Annotated in this window: 13 protein-coding genes; 2 read left to right on the top strand and 11 right to left on the bottom strand. The window is 72.4% G+C overall.

The genetic code is table 11. The annotated features are described in order from the left end of the window. Window positions 1–9 precede the first annotated feature (9 nt). Genes IEZ13_RS00340 through allB form a run of 3 tightly spaced genes read right to left on the bottom strand, consistent with a single transcriptional unit; the run spans window position 10 to window position 3,415 of the window. Window positions 10–1,131 (bottom strand): phosphotransferase, encoded by a 1,122-nt coding sequence (locus IEZ13_RS00340; RefSeq protein ID WP_183215451.1) that lies wholly within the window; start codon window positions 1,129–1,131, stop codon window positions 10–12. Beyond that, on the bottom strand, window positions 1,128–2,099 hold the full coding sequence (gene alc / locus IEZ13_RS00345; protein WP_183215453.1) for an allantoicase: 972 nt from the start codon (window positions 2,097–2,099) through the stop codon (window positions 1,128–1,130). The genes IEZ13_RS00340 and alc overlap by 4 nt, the downstream gene beginning before the upstream one ends. Next, the gene (gene allB, locus IEZ13_RS00350; protein ID WP_183215455.1) at window positions 2,099–3,415 is read right to left on the bottom strand and encodes an allantoinase AllB; all 1,317 of its coding nucleotides are present in this window, start codon (window positions 3,413–3,415) and stop codon (window positions 2,099–2,101) included. The genes alc and allB overlap by 1 nt, the downstream gene beginning before the upstream one ends. A gap of 93 nt (window positions 3,416–3,508) precedes the next feature. Here allB and IEZ13_RS00355 point away from each other — a divergent pair, with 93 nt between their 5' ends. Beyond that, complete coding sequence (locus IEZ13_RS00355; protein ID WP_183215457.1) at window positions 3,509–3,934, top strand: glutaredoxin family protein; 426 nt, start codon at window positions 3,509–3,511, stop codon at window positions 3,932–3,934. Here the strand turns inward: IEZ13_RS00355 and IEZ13_RS46250 are convergent. The 7 genes from IEZ13_RS46250 to uraD form a co-directional block, all read right to left on the bottom strand. Then, complete coding sequence (locus tag IEZ13_RS46250) at window positions 3,925–4,068, bottom strand: hypothetical protein (protein WP_229794370.1); 144 nt, start codon at window positions 4,066–4,068, stop codon at window positions 3,925–3,927. The two genes, IEZ13_RS00355 and IEZ13_RS46250, sit on opposite strands and share 10 nt — an antisense overlap. A 304-nt stretch (window positions 4,069–4,372) precedes the next feature. Then, window positions 4,373–5,509 carry a DUF6986 family protein gene (locus tag IEZ13_RS00365; protein ID WP_183215461.1) on the bottom strand — a complete coding sequence of 379 codons (1,137 nt, stop codon included), beginning with the start codon at window positions 5,507–5,509 and terminating at the stop codon, window positions 4,373–4,375. 257 nt (window positions 5,510–5,766) lie between these two features. Beyond that, window positions 5,767–7,314 (bottom strand): malate synthase A, encoded by a 1,548-nt coding sequence (gene aceB, locus IEZ13_RS00370; RefSeq protein WP_183215463.1) that lies wholly within the window; start codon window positions 7,312–7,314, stop codon window positions 5,767–5,769. A 106-nt stretch (window positions 7,315–7,420) separates the two neighbouring features. Beyond that, the gene (locus tag IEZ13_RS00375; RefSeq protein WP_183215465.1) at window positions 7,421–8,773 is read right to left on the bottom strand and encodes an 8-oxoguanine deaminase; all 1,353 of its coding nucleotides are present in this window, start codon (window positions 8,771–8,773) and stop codon (window positions 7,421–7,423) included. Continuing rightward, a complete protein-coding gene (gene pucL / locus IEZ13_RS00380; protein ID WP_183215467.1) occupies window positions 8,770–9,639 on the bottom strand; it encodes a factor-independent urate hydroxylase in 870 nt (289 codons plus the stop codon). The genes IEZ13_RS00375 and pucL overlap by 4 nt, the downstream gene beginning before the upstream one ends. A 3-nt stretch (window positions 9,640–9,642) precedes the next feature. After that, on the bottom strand, window positions 9,643–10,002 hold the full coding sequence (gene uraH, locus IEZ13_RS00385; RefSeq protein ID WP_183215469.1) for a hydroxyisourate hydrolase: 360 nt from the start codon (window positions 10,000–10,002) through the stop codon (window positions 9,643–9,645). Further along, window positions 9,992–10,498, bottom strand: a complete 507-nt coding sequence (gene uraD, locus IEZ13_RS00390) for a 2-oxo-4-hydroxy-4-carboxy-5-ureidoimidazoline decarboxylase (RefSeq protein WP_183215471.1) — start codon at window positions 10,496–10,498, stop codon at window positions 9,992–9,994. The genes uraH and uraD overlap by 11 nt, the downstream gene beginning before the upstream one ends. A 259-nt stretch (window positions 10,499–10,757) precedes the next feature. Here uraD and IEZ13_RS00395 point away from each other — a divergent pair, with 259 nt between their 5' ends. Next, window positions 10,758–13,478 (top strand): ATP-dependent RNA helicase, encoded by a 2,721-nt coding sequence (locus IEZ13_RS00395; RefSeq protein ID WP_229794444.1) that lies wholly within the window; start codon window positions 10,758–10,760, stop codon window positions 13,476–13,478. 1,354 nt (window positions 13,479–14,832) lie between these two features. Here the strand turns inward: IEZ13_RS00395 and IEZ13_RS00400 are convergent. Beyond that, window positions 14,833–17,637, bottom strand: coding sequence for a bifunctional diguanylate cyclase/phosphodiesterase (locus IEZ13_RS00400; RefSeq protein ID WP_183215475.1), 2,805 nt, complete (start codon window positions 17,635–17,637; stop codon window positions 14,833–14,835).

A 17,637-nucleotide genomic window follows, 5' to 3' on the forward strand; every position in this document is an offset into this window, starting at 1 on the left:
GTATAGCCGTCAATGCCTCGCGCACTCCACCGCGGCGCGGAGCCGGTCGGGGACGTCCGCGTCGTGGTAAGGGTGTTCGGACGGTTCGATCCGGGCCAGGAAGTTCGCGTAGGTGGCCGCCGCCCGCAACTCCCGCACCGGGCGCAGCAGGTCCAGGGCCCGGAGGGCGTCACCGTCGGGCCAGAGCGCCGCCCAGTGCTCCGGGTCGACCTCCAGCCGCAGCGCGTCCAGGGCCGGGTTGCCGATCGAGGAGTCACCCCAGTCCACGATGGTCAGACCCTCCTCCCCGGTCCGGACGTTGCCCGGATGAAGATCACCGTGCACCAGCGTGTCCGGGAGACCGCACTTCTCCACCTGCTCCAGCCTCCGGGGAAGATCATCGATCAACTTCCCCAGACCAGGCAATTCCGAGATGTACGGCGAAGCGACGCTCACCAGCGCATCCAGCTCCATTGCCGGAACGCCGTTCGCGCGGAGCTCATCCACCCGGCCCGCGAAGTGCCGTTGCACCGGGTGGAACGCGGTCGCGATCTCCGCCCGCAGCGCCGGGCCCCCGTCGTACCGGTCCTCCCCCGGCACGTGGGCCAGCAGCATCCGCCCCTCGTCACCCGCGGCCAGCAGGTAGGGCACCAGGCCGGGCTCCACCGCGTCCACCAACCGCAACACGGCCGGCTCGTGCCCGAAGAACGACGGCACCTGCTTGAGCCAGGCCATCGAGGCCCCGTCCGGGCGATCGAACCGCCAGATCGCCGACAGGTTCCAGGTCCGCTGCTGCCGGGCCACCGCGCCGTGCAGGCCGATCCGGTCGAGCGCGCCGGCCGCCCAGGCCAGCGACCGATCCGGGCCACCGAACTCGGCGTACGGCGCCCGGTTCGGATGCGGCGACAGGTCGACCTCGGCCGGGAGCAGCCCGGCCGGCGCCTCGTCGCAGACGGCCAGGTAGGTGACGTGGCCGCCGGGTGGGGCCGGCCGGTCGCCGTGCAACAGGCGCAGCACGGTCACGTCGATCCCGGCGCCGGCCACCACGTCGGCGACCTCCTGCCACCACGGTGTGCCGACCAAAAACGGTGGCAGGGCGCCGAGCACCCGGCCCGCCCGGTCGGCGAGCACCAGGGTCACCGTCCGGGTCATCGACCAAGCCGCTTCTGCAGGAATCTACGGTCGGCCCGCCCGAGCAGCCGCAGCCGGGCCATGCCGCCGTCCGGGTAGATGTCCAGCCGCACGTGCGTCACCTCCGGCGCCTTGGCGAGCCGGAACCGGTGCGGCGTGTCCGGGCGCAGCGCCGTCCGCGGCAGCAGCTCGAAGGTGCGCTCGCCGGCGTCGATGCCGGTCAGGGCCGCCCAGCCGGGTGCGTTGCCCTTGAAGTGGCTGGTGTCCAGGTCGGCGAAGCGCAGCACGGCCGGGGCGGCCAGCCGCACGAGCACCCAGTCGTTCGCGTCGTCCCGCCGGCGGGACGTCTCCCAGCCGTCGCCCATGTCGCGGGCCAGGCCGGGCATCAGCATCCGCTGCGGGTGGCCGTAGAACATGTCGCTGCAATCCACGACGGTCGCGCCGTACTCGGCGGCGGCCACGTCGAACACCTTCGGCAGCAGCTCCGGATCAGGCACCACCTCGCCGTGCACGCGCAGCCGGGCCACCCCGCCGTCCGGGAAGATGGTGAGCCGCACGTGGGTGAAACGGCGCCGGTCCGCCACCGGGTAAAGGTTGTGACTGTCGCCCTTGAGCGGCGACTTCGGCAGGATCTCCACCCAGTCGGCGGCCGCCAGCTCGTCCGGGCCCGGATGGCCGGGCAACTCCACCGCCTCCACCGAGGCGAACGGAGGGTAGTTGCCGGTGAAGAACGCGGTGTCGATGTCGATGCCGTGCACGATGCCGGGCGCGCCGAGCCGGACCACCGCGACGTCGTGTCCCGGCGTACGGCGACGGCGGGTCTCCCAGCCGTCGTAGACCTGTCCCCTGTGGTCGAAGGTCTTCGGCGCGTGCCCCGGCGGATCGGGCAGGAGCAGGTGGTCGGCGGCGGCGAAGAACTCGTCGCTGGAGTGCACGACACCGCCACCGAACGCCCGCGACGCCAGATCCGGCAGCGCACTGAACTCCATCAGCTCTCCTCGTCGATGCTCAGGAACGTCCCGCCGGCCCGATCGCCGGTCACTGCGCGTCCGCGCAGCCAGGTCGTGCGCACTACACCCCGCAACCTCTTTCCGGCGTACGGGGTGACCGGATTCTTGTGATGCAGCGCGTGCGCGTCGACGACGAACTCGGCGTCCGGCTCGAAGGCGACGAGATCCGCGTCGGCGCCGGGAGTGATCCGGCCCTTGTTCCGCAGTCCCACCAGATCGGCGGGGCGGCGCGCCATCCACCTCACCACGTCCGCGAGGGTGTGCCCGCGATCCCGGGCCGCGGTCCAGATCACCGGAAGCCCCAGCTGCACCGAGGCGATCCCGCCCCAGGCCGCCGCGAAGTCACCGGTGTCCCGCCGCTTCAGGTCCGGGGTGCACGGGGAGTGGTCGCTGACCACACACGTGATCAGGCCGTCGGCCAGCGCCTCCCACAGCCGGTCGGCGTTCGCCGTGTCCCGGATCGGCGGGCAGCACTTGAACTCGGTGGCGCCGTCCGGGATCCCGGCCGCGTCCAGCGTCAGATAGTGCGGGCAGGTCTCCGCCGTCACCCGTACCCCCTCTGCTCTGGCCTGGGCGATCAACGGCAGCGCGGTGGCCGCGGAGAGATGCAGGATGTGCACGCGGCGGCCCGCCGCGCGGGCCACCGCGATGGCCGTGGCCACCGCGGCGTGCTCGGCGCCCTCCGGCCGGGAGGCCAGAAAGTCGGCGTACGCGGGCGAGCTCGCCGCGTCGCGCAGATGATCCGGATCCTCGGCGTGGACGACGAACAGGGCGTCCACCGCGTTCATGGCGGTGGCCAGCTGGTCCGCGTCGACCGGCGGGAACTCGGGCACCCCGGAATCGGCCAGGAACGCCTTGAAACCGAAGACACCGGCCGCGTGCAGGCCGGGAAGATCCGCCGCGTTGCCCGGGATCGCGCCACCCCAGAAGCCGACGTCGACGTGACACTGCCCGGCCGCGGCCGCCCGCTTGATCCGCAGCGCCTCGCCGGTCACGGTCGGCGGCAGGCTGTTCAGCGGCATGTCGATGATCGTGGTGACACCGCCGGCCGCGGCCGCCCGGGTCGCCGTGGCGAAACCCTCCCACTCGGTCCGGCCCGGCTCGTTGACGTGCACGTGCGTGTCCACCAGGCCGGGCAGCAGGGCGGTGTCCCCGAGATCCACGTCCTCGGCCGTCCCGGCGCCGGCGCCGTAGGGCAGAACCGCCGTGATCCGCCCCTCCCCGACCAGGACCGCCGCCGCCCGCTCGCCCTCGGGTGTGACCACGCGCCGGGACCGGACCACCAGATCAGCCATGATCGGACTCTATCGGCGCTTTGTTTCGGCCCGCGCCCATCCCGGCCGGTCAGTCATTTCGTTACCGGCGGTAGCGGAGTACCCTCCCGGTCCATGGTGCGACGGTGGAGCCTGGCACTCCTGACAGCCCTCTGCGGTGTGCTCATCGCCGCGGTGAAGATCGGTGACGGCGCGCCCGGATCGGCGGGGCTGCTACTCGCCGTGTTCCTCGCGTTCGCCTTCGTGCTGTCGCCGCTCGCCTTCCCGCGCACGTCGGGCGGGGCCGGCGACGATCGGCCGGTCGTCTACTGGCGGCCCGGCTGCCCCTACTGCCTGCGACTGCGGGCCCGGCTCGGCCCCGAGGCGGCCCGGCTGCGCTGGGTCGACATCTGGCAGGACCCCGATGCGGCGGCCGCGGTCCGGGAGATCACTGGCGGTGACGAGACCGTACCCACGGTGGTCATCGGCGGCCGGGGGCACGTCAACCCCGACCCGTCCTGGCTGCGGGAGCAGATCGCGCCCGCGGCCCCTCAGGCCTGAACCAGATCCGCACCCGTCCAGCTCAGGAAACGGTCGTAGAACTCGGCCGGTGAGCGGGGCGGCAGGTCGGTCATCGCCCGGTCCAGGTGCGCCCACATGTACATGGCGAGCATGACCCGGTCGGCGCCGTCCATGAGCGACACCCGTGCGGGCGGGCACGGCCACGGCTGACCGCAGGCGCGGCAACTCCAGGACGGTCGCTCACAGATGTGGTCCGGTGGCTCCGTCCCGGTGACACGGACGGTCCTCGTCAGGCGGTCGTGCACGGTGTGTCCTCCCCGCATTCGGCGTGATGCCGCCCTGTAGTACTCGCACCGCCGCCGAAAAGTTCGAACCCCACCGGATTCGGCGTGCCACTGTGGTCTGACTCGACAGCGGTCGCCGTCCCTCGCCCCCTGCACCGCGGTCGCCGGGCCTCGCCGTCGGCGTCGTTTCGGCTCAGGTGAGCGCGGTGAGTTCGGCGCGGGGGAAGCTGGCGTCGTCGAGGGCGCCGCAGTCCAGGCCGCGCAGCAGGTAGCCGGCCAGCGCGCGGGCGGTGGCCGGTTCGTCGGCGATGCCGCTGTCCTGCCGGTCCAGGTAGCGGCGCAGCCTGGTCACGGCCGTGTCCCGGCCGTCGCGGAAGAACTCGTAGGTGGCCGCGTACCGTGTCGGCAACTGGGCGGGATGCAGGTCCCAGCCCTGGTAGTAGCCCCGCTCCAGGGAACGGCGGACCAGACGGCGGTGCAGCTCCCAGGCCTCGCGCACCTGGGCCGTGCCGCCGACCGGGAGGATGTTGGTGGAGCCGTCGGAGAGCCGCACCCCGGTCTGCGCGGCCGCCGCCTGCATGACCGCTTTGGCGTAGTCGGCGACCGGGTGCTCCATCGACTGGTAGGCGGCAGCCACCCCGGCGGCCGCGCTGTAGTCGTAGGTGCCGTAGTGCAGCCCCGTGCACCGCCCGCCGGCCGCCGTGATCAGCCGGGCGACGGTGACGGTCCCGTCCGCGGCGAGCACCGCCGACGGCAGCTCCACCTGGATCTCGAAGGTGACGGCGCCGGCGCTCAGCCCGTACGCCTTCTCCAGCTTCTCGCAGAGGGTGACCATCGCGGTGACCTGGTCCGGACCGCTGACCTTGGGCAGCGTGACGGTGAACAGATCCTGATAGGTGTCGAGGAAGAGATCCAGGGTGCGCAGCGAGCGGCGCCGGGTGGCCGCCTCCAGCGACTTGATCCGGATGCCGAGGAACGGTGGCCGCGGCCCGGCGGCGAGAATCGCGGCGGCCCGGCGGACGGCCGCGTCCTCCTGATCGTCGTCGCGGACCCCGTAGCCGTCCTCGAAATCGACGCGCAGGTCCTCGATCGGCTCGCGGGCGAGCTTGGCCCGGACCGCGGGGTCGGGCCAGGGGAAGTCGTGCTCGTCCATGGCCCGGAGCGCGATGGCGCCCCAGTCACGGAAGTCGTCGAGGCGGTCGGCGGGCACGTACACGGTGTGGACGGGCTGCCGCCCGGCCCGCTCACCCGGATAGCGGGCCCGGAGGAACGCGTCGTGCCCGGCGAGACCCGCGTCGATCTCGTCGTAGTCCTGTCCACACAGGCGCATCACGGCCTCCCCCGGTCGATCTCGGCCCGATTCCGCTTCCGCGTGCCGGTTTGTGGCCCACCCCCGTCGGCCGCGACCGGCGGGAACGGCTTCCACCCCCGGCACGGCCACCCCGGAGTGACGCCGCCGCACAGCAGCGCCCCTCCGGGGCTACCCACGAGCGCTGATCGCGCCCGCCTTGCCCTGCCGTCACCACGAACGCTGATCGCGCCCGTCTTGCTCTGCCGTCACGCGGCGCCCACCGCTGCGGCGGCGCGTCAGTCGATGGAGTCGTAGGCGGCGCTGGTGAGGAAGTCGGCGAAGTCGTCGGCGAGGGCGACCAGCTCGAACAGCTTGCGGGCGTCGTCGTAGCGCCCGGCCGCCCAGGCCTCGTCACCGACCGTCTCGCGGATCTTCGCGAGTTCCTCGTCCTCGATCCGCCCGACCAGCTCCGCGGTGATCGGCGTACCGTCCTCGAGCTTCACCCCGTTGTGAATCCACTGCCAGACCTGCGAGCGGGAGATCTCCGCGGTGGCGGCGTCCTCCATCAGGTTGTGGATCGCGACCGCGCCGTTCCCGCGCAGCCACGCCTCCAGGTACTGCAGGGCCACGTTGACGTTGTTGTGCAGCCCCGCCCGGGTGACCGCCCCGCCGGTGCCGGCCACGTGCAGCAGGTCCGCGGCGTCGACCGCGACGTCGGGCCGCTTCTTGGCGAGTTGGTTGGGCTTGTCGCCGAGCACCCGGTCGAAGATCTCCTTGCAGACCGGGACCAGGTCGGGGTGGGCCACCCACGAGCCGTCGAACCCGTCGCCGGCCTCGCGCTCCTTGTCCTCCCGCACCTTGGTCAGGGCGACCTCGTTGACCTGCGGGTCACGACGGCTCGGGATGAAGGCGGCCATGCCACCCATGGCGAACGCCCCCCGCTTGTGGCAGGTGGAGACGAGCAGTTCGGTGTACGCCCGCATGAACGGCGCGGTCATCGTCACCGCCGCACGGTCCGGCAGGATCATGTTCGGGTTGTCGCGGAAGTACTTGATGATGCTGAACAGGTAGTCCCAGCGACCGGCGTTGAGCCCGGAGATGTGCGGCCGGAGGCTGTAGAGAATCTCCTCCATCTCGAACGCGGCCGGGATGGTCTCGATCAGCACGGTCGCGCGGATCGTGCCGACCGGGATGCCGAGTGCCTCCTGCGCGTAGGTGAAGACGTCGTTCCAGAGCGCCGCCTCCTTGTGGGACTCCATCTTGGGCAGGTAGAAGTACGGCCCGCTGCCGCGCTCCAGCAACTCCTTGGCGTTGTGGAAGAAGTAGAGCCCGAAGTCGACCAGCGCGCCGACCGCCGGCTCACCGTCGACCGGCAGGTGCCGCTCGTCGAGGTGCCAGCCGCGGGGGCGCATCACGATCGTCGGGTACGGCCCACCGTTCAGCTCGTACGTCTTCTTCTCGGTCTCGAGCGTGATCGTGCGCCGGATGGCGTCGTAGAGGTTCTGCTGGCCGTCGACGACGTTCGACCAGTGTGGGGTGTTCGCGTCCTCCAGGTCCGCCAACCACACCTTGGCCCCTGAGTTGAGCGCGTTGATCGTCATCTTCCGCTCGGTGGGCCCGGTGATCTCGACCCGCCGGTCCTGGAGATCGGCCGGCGCGGGCGGCGCCGTCCATTCAGCCGCGCGGATGTCCGCGGTCTCGGCAAGGAAGCCCAGCGTGGCCCCGGCCGCGATCTCCGCTCGGCGCACGGCACGCGCCTGGAGGAGTTCGTTACGGCGAGGCCGGAAGCGCCGGTTCAGGTCGGCGACAAATGCCACGGCCTCGTCGGACAGGATCTCGGTCATCGTTGACGATTCCTCTCAGTGTGGTTACTCCCCCGTACCGTAATCGAGCATTATTCATGGTCCTTCCCACCGGTCTACCACCCCCCGGCCGCTGTGGCTTACTTCTCTATCCGGCGTCCATGAGTCGCCGATGCGCCCGCCGGGCCCGCTCGGTGAGGGTGTCGGCGTCGGCGTTGACCAGTTCGCCGCGCTCGACCACCGGACGGCCGCCGACCAGCGCCAGGTCGACCCGCGCCGGTGGGCCGAAGACCAGCGCCGCGACCTTGTCGTCGATGCCGTCGTGTGCCAGCCCGTCGAGCCGCCACATCACCAGATCGGCCAGCTTGCCGACCTCCAGCGAACCGAGATCGTCCGCCCGGCCGAGGCACCGGGCGCCGCCGATGGTGCCGAGCCGCAGCGCCTCCCGCGCGTCCATCGCCTTCGGACCGCCGCGCGACCGGGCCGTGTAGAGCGCCTGCCGCAACTCGGCCCCCAGATGCGAGACCTCCTGTGAGGCGGACCCGTCGACGCCCAGCCCCACCGGGACGCCGTGGTCGAGCAGTTCGCGAACCCGGGCCATGCCGGCGCCGAGCCGTGCGTTCGAACTGGGGCAGTGCGCGACGCCGGTGCCGGTGGCGCCCAGTCTGGCGATCGCCGAGTCGTCCAGGTGCACGCCGTGTGCCAGCCAGACGTCGTCACCGAGCCAGCCGACGCGTTCCGCGTACTCCACCGGGGTGCAGCCGAACTGTTTCCGGCAGAACTCCTCCTCGTCGTCGGTCTCGGCCAGGTGGGTGTGCAGGCGCACCCCCTTGCGCCGGGCCAGCGTCGCGGCCTCCTCCATGAGCCGGGTCGTCACCGAGAACGGCGAGCAGGGGGCCACCGCGATCCGCAGCATCGAGTCCGGCGACGGGTCGTGCCAGCGGTCGACGGCCGCCTCGGTGGCGGCGAGCGCCTCGTCGGTGTCCTCGACGACGTGGTCGGGTGGAAGGCCGCCGTCCTTGCGGCTCAGGTCCATCGAGCCGCGGGTCGGATGGAACCGCACGCCGATCGACCGCGCCGCCTCGATCTCCGCGGCCAGCACGTCGCCGCCGTCGCGTGGGAAGACGTAGTGATGGTCCATGCTCGTGGTGCAGCCGGACAACGCCAGCCAGCCGAGGCCCGCCCCGGCCGCCGCACCGACGATCTCGGCGTCCAGCCGGCCCCAGATCGGGTAGAGCGTGGTCAGCCAGCCGAACAGCGTCTCGTCCAGCGCCAGGCCGCGGGTCGCCCACTGGTACAGGTGGTGATGTGTGTTCACCAGACCGGGCGTGACCAGGCAACCGGAACCGTCGACACGGCGGGTGCCCTCGGGCACTGCGGTCGCCCGGCCCGCCCCGACGGCCGCGATCCGCCCGTCGTAGCCGACCAGCACGTAGCCGGTGGTGTGCTCCCGCCCGGCCGGGTCGACGGTGGCGACCGCCGCGTTCTCGACGAGGATCACAGCCACCATCCCGCGGTCGCCGGCGGCGCGTCGTCGCGGGTCACGCTGCCCTCGATCAACCCGTACGGCCGGTCGCCGGCGATGAACACCTCGTTCGGATTGTCCAGCCCGAACGGCGACAGGTCGGCCAGATAGTGATGCTTGTTCGGCAGCGCCAGTCGCACCTCCGCCACCTCGGGCCGGGCCTCCAGGAGCCGGCTGCCCATCGCATACAGCGTCTGTTGCAGCGAATAGCTGTAGGTGCCGACGAAGGCGCCGACCAGCGCGTCCAGCGCGCCCTCGAACGATTTCGCCCAGTCGGCACTGTCACCACCGTCGTCGCGGTGCCGCCAGCGGGCGTCCACCGCGGTCGCCAGGATCCGGTCGGTGGCCGGTGGCAGGGTGGTGAACTCGTCCTGCACGAAACCGTGGAACTCGGAATCCGTCGAGTTCAGCAGCACCAGGCCGGTGACGCCGGAGACCACCTGGGTGGCCTCCTCGGTCACGGTGACCACGGTGGTGCGGGTGTGGTCACCGCGCCGCCGGAACGAGTGCGGGCCGAGCCGGTCCCACGCGAACGACTCGATCGACACCTTCGCCCCGTGCACCTGGGGCTGGGTGGCGACGAAATGCCGCGCCAGGAGCAGGGCGAACGCCTCGGGCTCGCCGACCCCGTGTTTCCTGGCGAACGCGTACGCCGTGTTCTTCATCGTGTCGGTCGGCAGGACGCCGGAGTTGTCCCCGGTCAGGTGGGTGGCGGTCAGATCACCGGAGAGCGCGGCGCTGACGTTGAAGTCGACCAGGCCGTGCGTCTCCCCGTCGCGGTGCACCCGGACGAGACGGGTCTCCGCCTTGCCGTAACGGTTCGGTCCGAGAACGATCGCCAACGGTCAGCTCCCTCGGTAGGTGGTGTAGCCGTACCGGCTCAGCAGCAACGGCACGTGGTAGTGACGATTCGGGTCGTGCACGTGGAAGGCGATCGTGATCTCCGGGAAGAAGCAGTCGCCGCCCAGGTAGGGCTCCACGTAGAAGAAGAGGCGGTAACCGCCGGCCTGCCAGGCGTGCATCGGCACCTCGTAGCGCAGGCGGCCGTCGTCGTCGGTGCGGCCCTCGGCGATGGTGCCCCAGCCGTCGGCGTCGCGGCGCTCCAGCCGGACGTAGACGTCCCGGGCCGGCTCACCGGTCACCGTGTCCAGGATGTGGGTCGAGATCCGGGCGTGGAACTCGGCCGTCACGCCGTCAGAGGGCATCGAGCACCCGCTCCAGCCGCAGCCGCGCGATCCGGCGCAGCTCGCCGGACACGATCGCCCGCTCTCCCGCGTCGTCGTTGCCGAGGCGCTCCCGTGCCACAGCGAGGATCTCGGCCTGCGTGCGACCGCTCGCAAAGATCAGGAACACGTGCCCGAACCGGGCCTCATACTCCTTGTTCGCCAGGATGAGGGCGGCCTTGGTCTCCTCGTCAGCGCTGACCGCCGCGGCCGACTGCTCCGCCCGGGACCAGGCGGCCTCCTTGGACTCCCCGGCGGCGCGCTCGCCGATGCGTGGGTGAGCGGACAGCCCGAGCAGCACATCGGACCAGCTCAGCGCCCGTGACGCGGCGTCGGCGGTGGCGAGGATCGCGGCCCGGTCGGCATAGGGCCGGCCCGCGGCTATCCGGCCGCCCCAGGCGGGCGCCGCGCAGCAGGCGAGCAGCTCCTCCTCCAGACGCTCCGTGGGCAGAGCGTTGAAGACATCGACCACACCCATCGGTCACCCCCTCGTCGATCTTGGCCAGTCAATCAGGCACGGCCCGCCGTGCGCACCGGCGGACCGAAGAATTAACAGGGCTCGTTCGTCCGCCACCCTGCCACGAAACACGCAAGAAAATCTCGCCTGTGGACAACGCCGGTGGGCCTAACGGCTTCTGTGGACAACGCCCGTTCGCGCCGGGAATGTGGTAGGCGGTGGGCAGCCTGTGGACAACCGCGGAAGTGTCACAGGGATGGGCCAGACTGGGCCCGTGCTCATCGCCGCCGACGCGCTTCCCGACCTCCCGGTCCGCCCCGTGCTGCCCCGGGTCGCCACCACCCTCGCCGACTCCGGCGCCGCGGTCCTGGTCGCCCCACCCGGCACCGGCAAGACCACGCTGGTCCCGCTGGCGCTCGCCACCGGCGGCCGGGTCATCGTGGCCGAGCCACGGCGGGTCGCCGCGCGGGCGGCCGCCCGCCGGATGGCGTCGCTGCTCGGTGAGCGCCCCGGTGGCCGGGTGGGTTACGCGGTGCGCGGCGAGCGTCAGGTGTCCCGCGAGACCGTGGTCGAGGTCGTCACCACCGGTCTTCTGGTCCGGCGCCTGCAGGCCGATCCGGAGCTCGCCGGCACCGGCACGGTGATTCTCGACGAGTGCCACGAGCGGCATCTCGACTCCGATCTGGCGCTCGCCTTCCTGGTCGAGGTCCGCGCCGCGCTCCGCCCCGACCTGCGCCTGCTCGCCACCTCGGCCACCGCGGACGCCGACCGCCTCGCCACGGTCATCGGTGAGCCGGGCACTCCGGCGCCGGTGGTCACGGCACACGCCAAGGCCCATCCGGTCGAGGTGGTCTGGGCTCCCCCGGCCGGCCCGGTGACGCCACCGCACGGCCTGCGCGTCGACCCGCTCCTGCTCGACCACGTGGCCGTGACGACGCGACGTGCACTGTCCGAAGGCGACGGTGACGTCCTGGTCTTCCTGCCCGGAGCGCGGGAGATCGAGACGGTCGCCGGCCGCCTCCGCGATCTGGACGCCGACGTGGTCACCCTGCACGGCCGCCAATCCGGCTCGGCTCAGGACACGGCGTTGCGCGCCGGCCCACGGCGCCGGGTGGTGCTGGCCACGGCGGTCGCCGAGAGCAGCCTCACGGTCCCGGGGGTCCGCGCGGTGGTCGACGCCGGGCTCAGCCGGGTGCCCCGAATGGATCACGCCCGCGGCCTCGGCGCCCTGGCCACCGTGCCGGTCTCCCGCTCCAGCGCCGACCAGCGCGCCGGGCGAGCCGGCCGCGAGGCGCCGGGCCGCGTCTACCGGTGCTGGTCACCGGCCCTGCACGACCGGCTGCCCGCCCAGCCCGAGCCGGAGATCGCGGCCGCCGACCTCACCGGTTTCGCCCTTGACCTGGCTCTCTGGGGGCATCCCGACGGCGCCGGGCTCGCCCTGCCCGACCCGCCACCGGCCGGCGCCCTCCGCGCCGCCACCGCCGTGCTGCACGATCTCGGCGCCCTCGATTCCGACGGCCGGGTCACCTCACGCGGCCGCGCCCTGGCCGGCGCCGGCCTCCACCCGCGCTGGGCCCGCGCCCTCCTCGACGGCGCCGCCACGATCGGAGCCCGGCGCGCCGCCGAACTGGTCGCCGTCCTCGACGACGACCGGGCGACCACCGACGACGTGGTCGCCGCGTGGCGCCGCTCCCGAGCCACGAACGACGCCGCATGGCGGGCCGAGGTCCGCCGGCTGACCCACGCCATCGACCGAGCCACCCAGCCACCGCCCCCGGAGTCCCCATCCCCCCGCGACACACCCGCCCAGACCGCGACGCCCGCCCCGGGACTGCAAGCCACCCGATCCGACCGCGACACGCCTGCCCAGCCCTCCAGCCCGGGTGAACGCGCCGGCCGACCCCACCGCGACACGGCCGCCCAGGCACCCACCACGGGCGAGCCGGCCGCCTCCACCCGCCACGACGCACACGCGCGGGTGCCCGCCCCGAGTGAACGGGTCGTCCCACCCAACGGCCCGGCGGTGGGGGACGACCTGGCGGCCGGGCTGGTGGTGGGGCTGGCGTTCCCGGAGCGGGTGGCGCGGGCCCGGGAGCCGGGCGGGCGGGCGTACCTCATGGCCGGCGGCACCGCGGCCGAACTCCCGGCTGGGAGTTCGCTCGCCGGCACACCGTGGCTCGCCGTCGCGAGCGCCGATCGGCCGGCCGGGGCACGGGTGGCGCGGATCCGCAGTGCCGCGCCGATCGACGAGGAGACCGCTCGGGAGGTGGCCGCGCCGCTGCTCACCGACGCCACCGAGATCGGCTGGATCGACGGGGACGTGGTGGCCCGGCGGGTCCAGCGGCTGGGGGCGATCACGCTGGTCTCCGGTCGGCTGAGCGATCCCGACCAAGTGCTCGTCCGGGAGGCCCTGATCACCGGGCTGCGGGAGTCGGGGCTCGGGTTGCTGACCTGGAGCCGCAACACCGAGGAGTTGCGGCAACGGTTGGCCTTCGCGCACGCGGCACTCGGTGATCCGTGGCCGGACGTGTCCGATGCCGCGCTGCTCGCGAGCCTGGAGGACTGGCTGGATCTCGGTTCCGCCCGGCGCCGGGCCGACCTGGCGAAGCTGGACGTCGCCGCCGCCCTGCGACGTCTCGTGCCGTGGCGGGTGGCGGGCCGCCTGGACGAGGTAGCCCCGGAACGGCTGCCGGTGCCCAGCGGCTCGCAGGTGCGGGTCGACTACCGGGATCCGGCGGCGCCGGTGCTGGCGGTGAAGGTGCAGGAGGCGTTCGGCTGGCGGGAGGCGCCACGGCTGGCCGACGGCCGGGTTCCGGTTCTGCTGCATCTGCTGTCCCCAGCCGGGCGTCCGGTGGCGGTCACCCGCGATCTCGGCTCGTTCTGGGTGCAGGGCTATCCGCAGGTGCGGGCCGAGATGCGTGGCCGCTACCCGCGACACCCGTGGCCGGAGGATCCGACCACGGCGGAGCCCACCCGTCGCACCAACCCGCGCGCACGGTGACTCGGCGCATGAGCACCTGGGATGTCTTTGTGGTCGAGGTCTCCGCGTCTCGCTTCCAGCTTCTTTTCCGGTACGAGTGTCCTCGTCCCCATCTGATCAGGGCCGTCCCGTCCGGTCGGCGCGCGCTTGCTGCCCGCTCCGGCCTGTGCCGCGCCCGCCGGGCTGAGTCCCTGCCGCTCCGCTGCGCGAAGCGGCCCTAATCGGGAGGAAGTAGGTCTACTTTCGAGTTGGATCGGTTGGACACTCCCGCATGAGCTGCCGCTCGCGCTGAGTGGGTGGTCGCGGTGATGGTCGCCAGGCAACCGGGCGGTGTCCCCAGCCGTCACGCCACTCGCGCCAGGCGGGTGGTGGCGCTTGATGCCGGTCGCGCCATGGAAAACCTGCCCGGAAGTCACTCACCATGACCGCGATGGTGAGTGTGTGCGGGCGCGCGGTAGATCGGTGAAGTTCTGGAGTCTCTTTCTCGATCGTCGCCTGGCGTCGATGTCAAGTCGCCTGTTCGCTTGTTCCCCGCCTTCGCCGCGAGATCCGGCCGGTCACCGCCGGCCGTTCAGGCCATTCGCAAACATCGATGTATACCTTGAGCCATCGTCGTCGAACGGCTCGATCTTGCGCGATCGCGGCCAGCCGGGAGTCTCTTGCTTGGCTGACCGCGATCTGAGGTCAAGCACCGCATCGGGTGAACCGCCGCGGAGGCAATACGGGCCACATCACGCCGAAAGGACCTTTTCATCCTCGCGGTCAGCATCTCATCGAGTCCGCTTCGCGCGCTTTGCCCGGCAACTTTTCGCGATCTTGGTGAGTTGACCACCTCCGGAGGTGGTCAACTCACCAAGATCAACCCCGCCGCCCTTCCCTCGGTTGAGGGACTGCGGAAATGGGCGCGGACAGCCAAGAAAGAGGCTCCCGGATGCGTCCGATCAGCCAAGATCCTCCAGCGGGGAGAGATCATGAGCGATGATTGACCACCGGACAGCAACCAGGAATCAAGATCGACCCGAAAGCCACCAATGCCTCAGATCGTTGGCGAGTCGGGGTGACACCGCAGCCATCCGCATGCGCGACTCGACATCGCGGGTACCCACAAGGCTCCCTGGCTGCCTCGATATTCCACATGAGCCGGTGAACCGGGTTCCTCGCTCACGCGGAGTGCCGGCCGGCAGGGGTTTCGAAGGTGAACGCACACGAAAGCCGCCACGTGGGCGGCCATCGCGGCGACAGGCCACGTAGGCGACCACGACACTGCAGCCGTGTGCACCCACCCGCCCTTGGGCAAGCGCGACCACCCACCCCGAGCGACCAGCGCAACGGCAGCGAGCGGGAACGAAACGCGGACCTCGACCGCGAACGATCTCTAGTCGGTGGGCGAGGGGCCCAGCTGGGCGAGTGGGGCGGGAGCCCCGAAGAGGTAGCCCTGGCCCAGCGGGCAGCCCAGTTCCTCCAGGGTCGCGGAACGCTCGGGGGTTTCCAGGCCCTCGGCCACCACGGTGATGCCGAGTTCGGCGCAAATGGACAGCACCGAGCGGCACAGGGCGCCGGAACGGTCCGAGGCGCTGGAGACGTCGGTCAGGGTGGAGTCGAGTTTGACGATGTCGACCGGGATGGCGTGGAGCTGGGCGAGGGCGTTGAAGCCGCTGCCGAAGTCGTCCAGTGCCACCCGTACGCCCAAGGCTCTGAGCCTGCCCACGACGGCGGCCGCGCGGGGCAGGTCGGGGATGCGCAGCGTCTCGGTGATCTCGATGACCAGGCGGGCGGCCGGCACTCCGTGCCGGGCCAGCGCGGCGGCCACCGCGTCCTCCAGGCCCTGCTGGCCCAGCCGGCCTGCGGAGACGTTGACGTGCAGGTCGATCGGGCGGCCGAAGCGTTCGGCCAGGACCGCGGCGTCGGCGCACGCCCGGTCGAGGACGAAGTCGTCGATGGCGGCGACCAGGCCGGTGCGTTCGGCCATCGTGACGAAGACGTCGGGGTGGACCGGGCCGGCCACCGGGTCGGTCCAGCGGGCGAGGGCCTCCACCGCGACGGTCGCGCGGTCGCCGAGCCGCACGATCGGCTGGTAGTGGACCTCGAACCCGGCTTCGGCCGGGCTGCCGCCGTCGGCGAGGGCGCCCGCCAGCAGTTGGGGCAGGTCGGCGTTGGGGCCGGAGTCGCGGCGGCCGGTGTAGCGGATGAGGGCGCCCTTGCCGCGGCGCTTGACCGCGTACATCGCGGCGTCGGCGCGGCGCAGCAGCAGGTCGGCGGAGAGCCGGTCGCCCGGCTCCGCCGCGACCAGGCCGATGCTGACGCCGACCCCGACCGAGCGGCCATCGATGATGTACGGCTCCCGCAGCGCTGCCAGCAGCCGTTGCCCGATCGCCTCGGCCTCCGCGGCCCAGCTCTCCCCCACCGGCCCGGCCTCATCCGCCGAGGACACCGCCCCGGCCCCGGGGGAAAGGGTCGCGGCCCCGGAAGCCGGCACGGCCTCAGCAACCGGCACGGAACCGGGCGCGGCCGTAAATGGCGCGGACGGAGACGGCGGCACGGAACCAGGCGCGGCCATGAAAGGCGCAGACGAAGACGGCGGCACAGAACCAGGCGCGGGCGTGAAAGGCAGTGACGGGGAGGGCGCATGCGGGGAGGGCGGCGCGGAACCGGGCGCGGGCGTGGAAGCGCCGGTGGATGGGGGAACGAACGCGGAAACGACCGGCACCGAGCCGGCCGGCGGCCCGCCGTTCGGCTGGTGGGAGGCGGGCCGGCGAGATGACGGGACGTGCGGCAGGACGGGCTCGGTGGCGCGCGAGGGCCCGTCCACGGAACGGCCGAGCGGCTGACCGGGAGCGCCGGGGCCGCTCGTCACCCGTACCCCCGCGGCGGAGAGGATGTAGCGACGGCCTCGCGCCGCCGCCCCCCAGCGGGACCGGAGACGGCGTCGCGGCGCGGGCGCGGGCGGGGGCGCCTGGTCGAGCACGACCGCGAATTCGTCGCCGCCCAGCCGGGCCACCAGGTCCTGCGGGCGCACGCAGGCCCGCATCCGCTCGCCGATGGCGTGCAGCACCCGGTCGCCCATGGCGTGCCCGAACGTGTCGTTGATGAGTTTGAAGTCGTCGAGGTCGGCGAAGAGGACGGCGACCGGCACCCCGTGCTGGTGGTGGGCGTCGATGGCGAGCACCAGGCGTTCCCGGAACAGCGCGCGGTTGGCCAGGCCGGTGAGCGGGTCGTGGTACGCCTGATGGTGCAACCGCCGCTGGGTTTCCGCGACCCGGTCGAACAGGACGGTGTTGTCCACGATGGTGAGCATCTGCCGGGTCACCACGAGGGCCAGCCCGAGCCAGCCGAGGTAGGCCTCGAACGGCGTGAGCGCGTTGCCCGCCACCGTTCCCGCCACCAGCACCGCCCCGGTCACCAGCACCGGCCCGTAGGGGAGAAGCAGGCGGAACCAGTCCCGCTGGAGCAGTTCGGCGGCCGGCTGGGTGAGCGCCGGACGGCTCGGGCTGAGCGCGGCCAGCGCGATGAACGCCGGCCCCATCAGATGCCCGGTGTTCTCCAACCCGAGAAGCCAGGCTGAGCCACCGTCGAGGAGCCGGATCGTGTCGGCCACGCCGAAGGCGACGAGCGCCACACCGACGAGCCGCAGCGGCCGCCGCCCGGCGGGCGAGTCGGGCCGGGTGGTGAGCAGCAGCGCCACCATGGTGAGCAGAATCAGGTCGGCGATGACGTAGCCGAGCAGGGCCGTCCCGGTCAGGTCGCCGAGCGGGTCGCCGGGGATCACCGACCAGACCAGGGCGAGCACCGAGCCGGTGATCAGCGCGCTGTCGATGACGAGGGCGATCTGGTCGCGCAGCGGCGACATCGGCACCGGCCGTGGCCGGGTGCGCACGGCGCCGAGCAGGCCGAGCAGCATGCAGGCGGGCAGCACCAGGTAGCCGAGGCCGTACACGGCCGGCGGCGGGTCGCCGAGCGCCCACCACACCCGGGTGAGCGTCCAGACGGCCAGGCCGGCCGCGGCGAACAGTCGCCACTGCCGCGGGAAGCCGGTCCGGCCGCGGCCGACGGCGATGCACACGGTGGCCGCGACGACCCCGGCGGTCAGCTGCGCCGTGGCGGTGAAGTGGCGCGGGGTGCCGAGGACGAGTTCACCGAACGCGACCAGGGCCAGGATCAGCGCCGTGGTGATGACTGCCAC

It is taken from the genome of Actinoplanes campanulatus (assembly GCF_014647795.1).
In the GTDB taxonomy this organism is placed as follows: domain Bacteria; phylum Actinomycetota; class Actinomycetes; order Mycobacteriales; family Micromonosporaceae; genus Actinoplanes; species Actinoplanes campanulatus.

Excerpts from the sequence above, each read along its gene's own strand:
- uraH (WP_183215469.1), bottom strand. The coding sequence starts at position 10,002 with ATGCCCTCTGACGGCGTGACGGCCGAGTTCCACGCCCGGATCTCGACC.
- alc (WP_183215453.1), bottom strand. The coding sequence starts at position 2,099 with ATGGAGTTCAGTGCGCTGCCGGATCTGGCGTCGCGGGCGTTCGGTGGC.
- uraD (WP_183215471.1), bottom strand. The coding sequence starts at position 10,498 with ATGGGTGTGGTCGATGTCTTCAACGCTCTGCCCACGGAGCGTCTGGAG.
- aceB (WP_183215463.1), bottom strand. The coding sequence starts at position 7,314 with ATGACCGAGATCCTGTCCGACGAGGCCGTGGCATTTGTCGCCGACCTG.
- allB (WP_183215455.1), bottom strand. The coding sequence starts at position 3,415 with ATGGCTGATCTGGTGGTCCGGTCCCGGCGCGTGGTCACACCCGAGGGC.
- IEZ13_RS00365 (WP_183215461.1), bottom strand. The coding sequence starts at position 5,509 with ATGCGCCTGTGTGGACAGGACTACGACGAGATCGACGCGGGTCTCGCC.
- IEZ13_RS00355 (WP_183215457.1), top strand. The coding sequence starts at position 3,509 with ATGGTGCGACGGTGGAGCCTGGCACTCCTGACAGCCCTCTGCGGTGTG.
- IEZ13_RS46250 (WP_229794370.1), bottom strand. The coding sequence starts at position 4,068 with ATGGACGGCGCCGACCGGGTCATGCTCGCCATGTACATGTGGGCGCAC.
- IEZ13_RS00340 (WP_183215451.1), bottom strand. The coding sequence starts at position 1,131 with ATGACCCGGACGGTGACCCTGGTGCTCGCCGACCGGGCGGGCCGGGTG.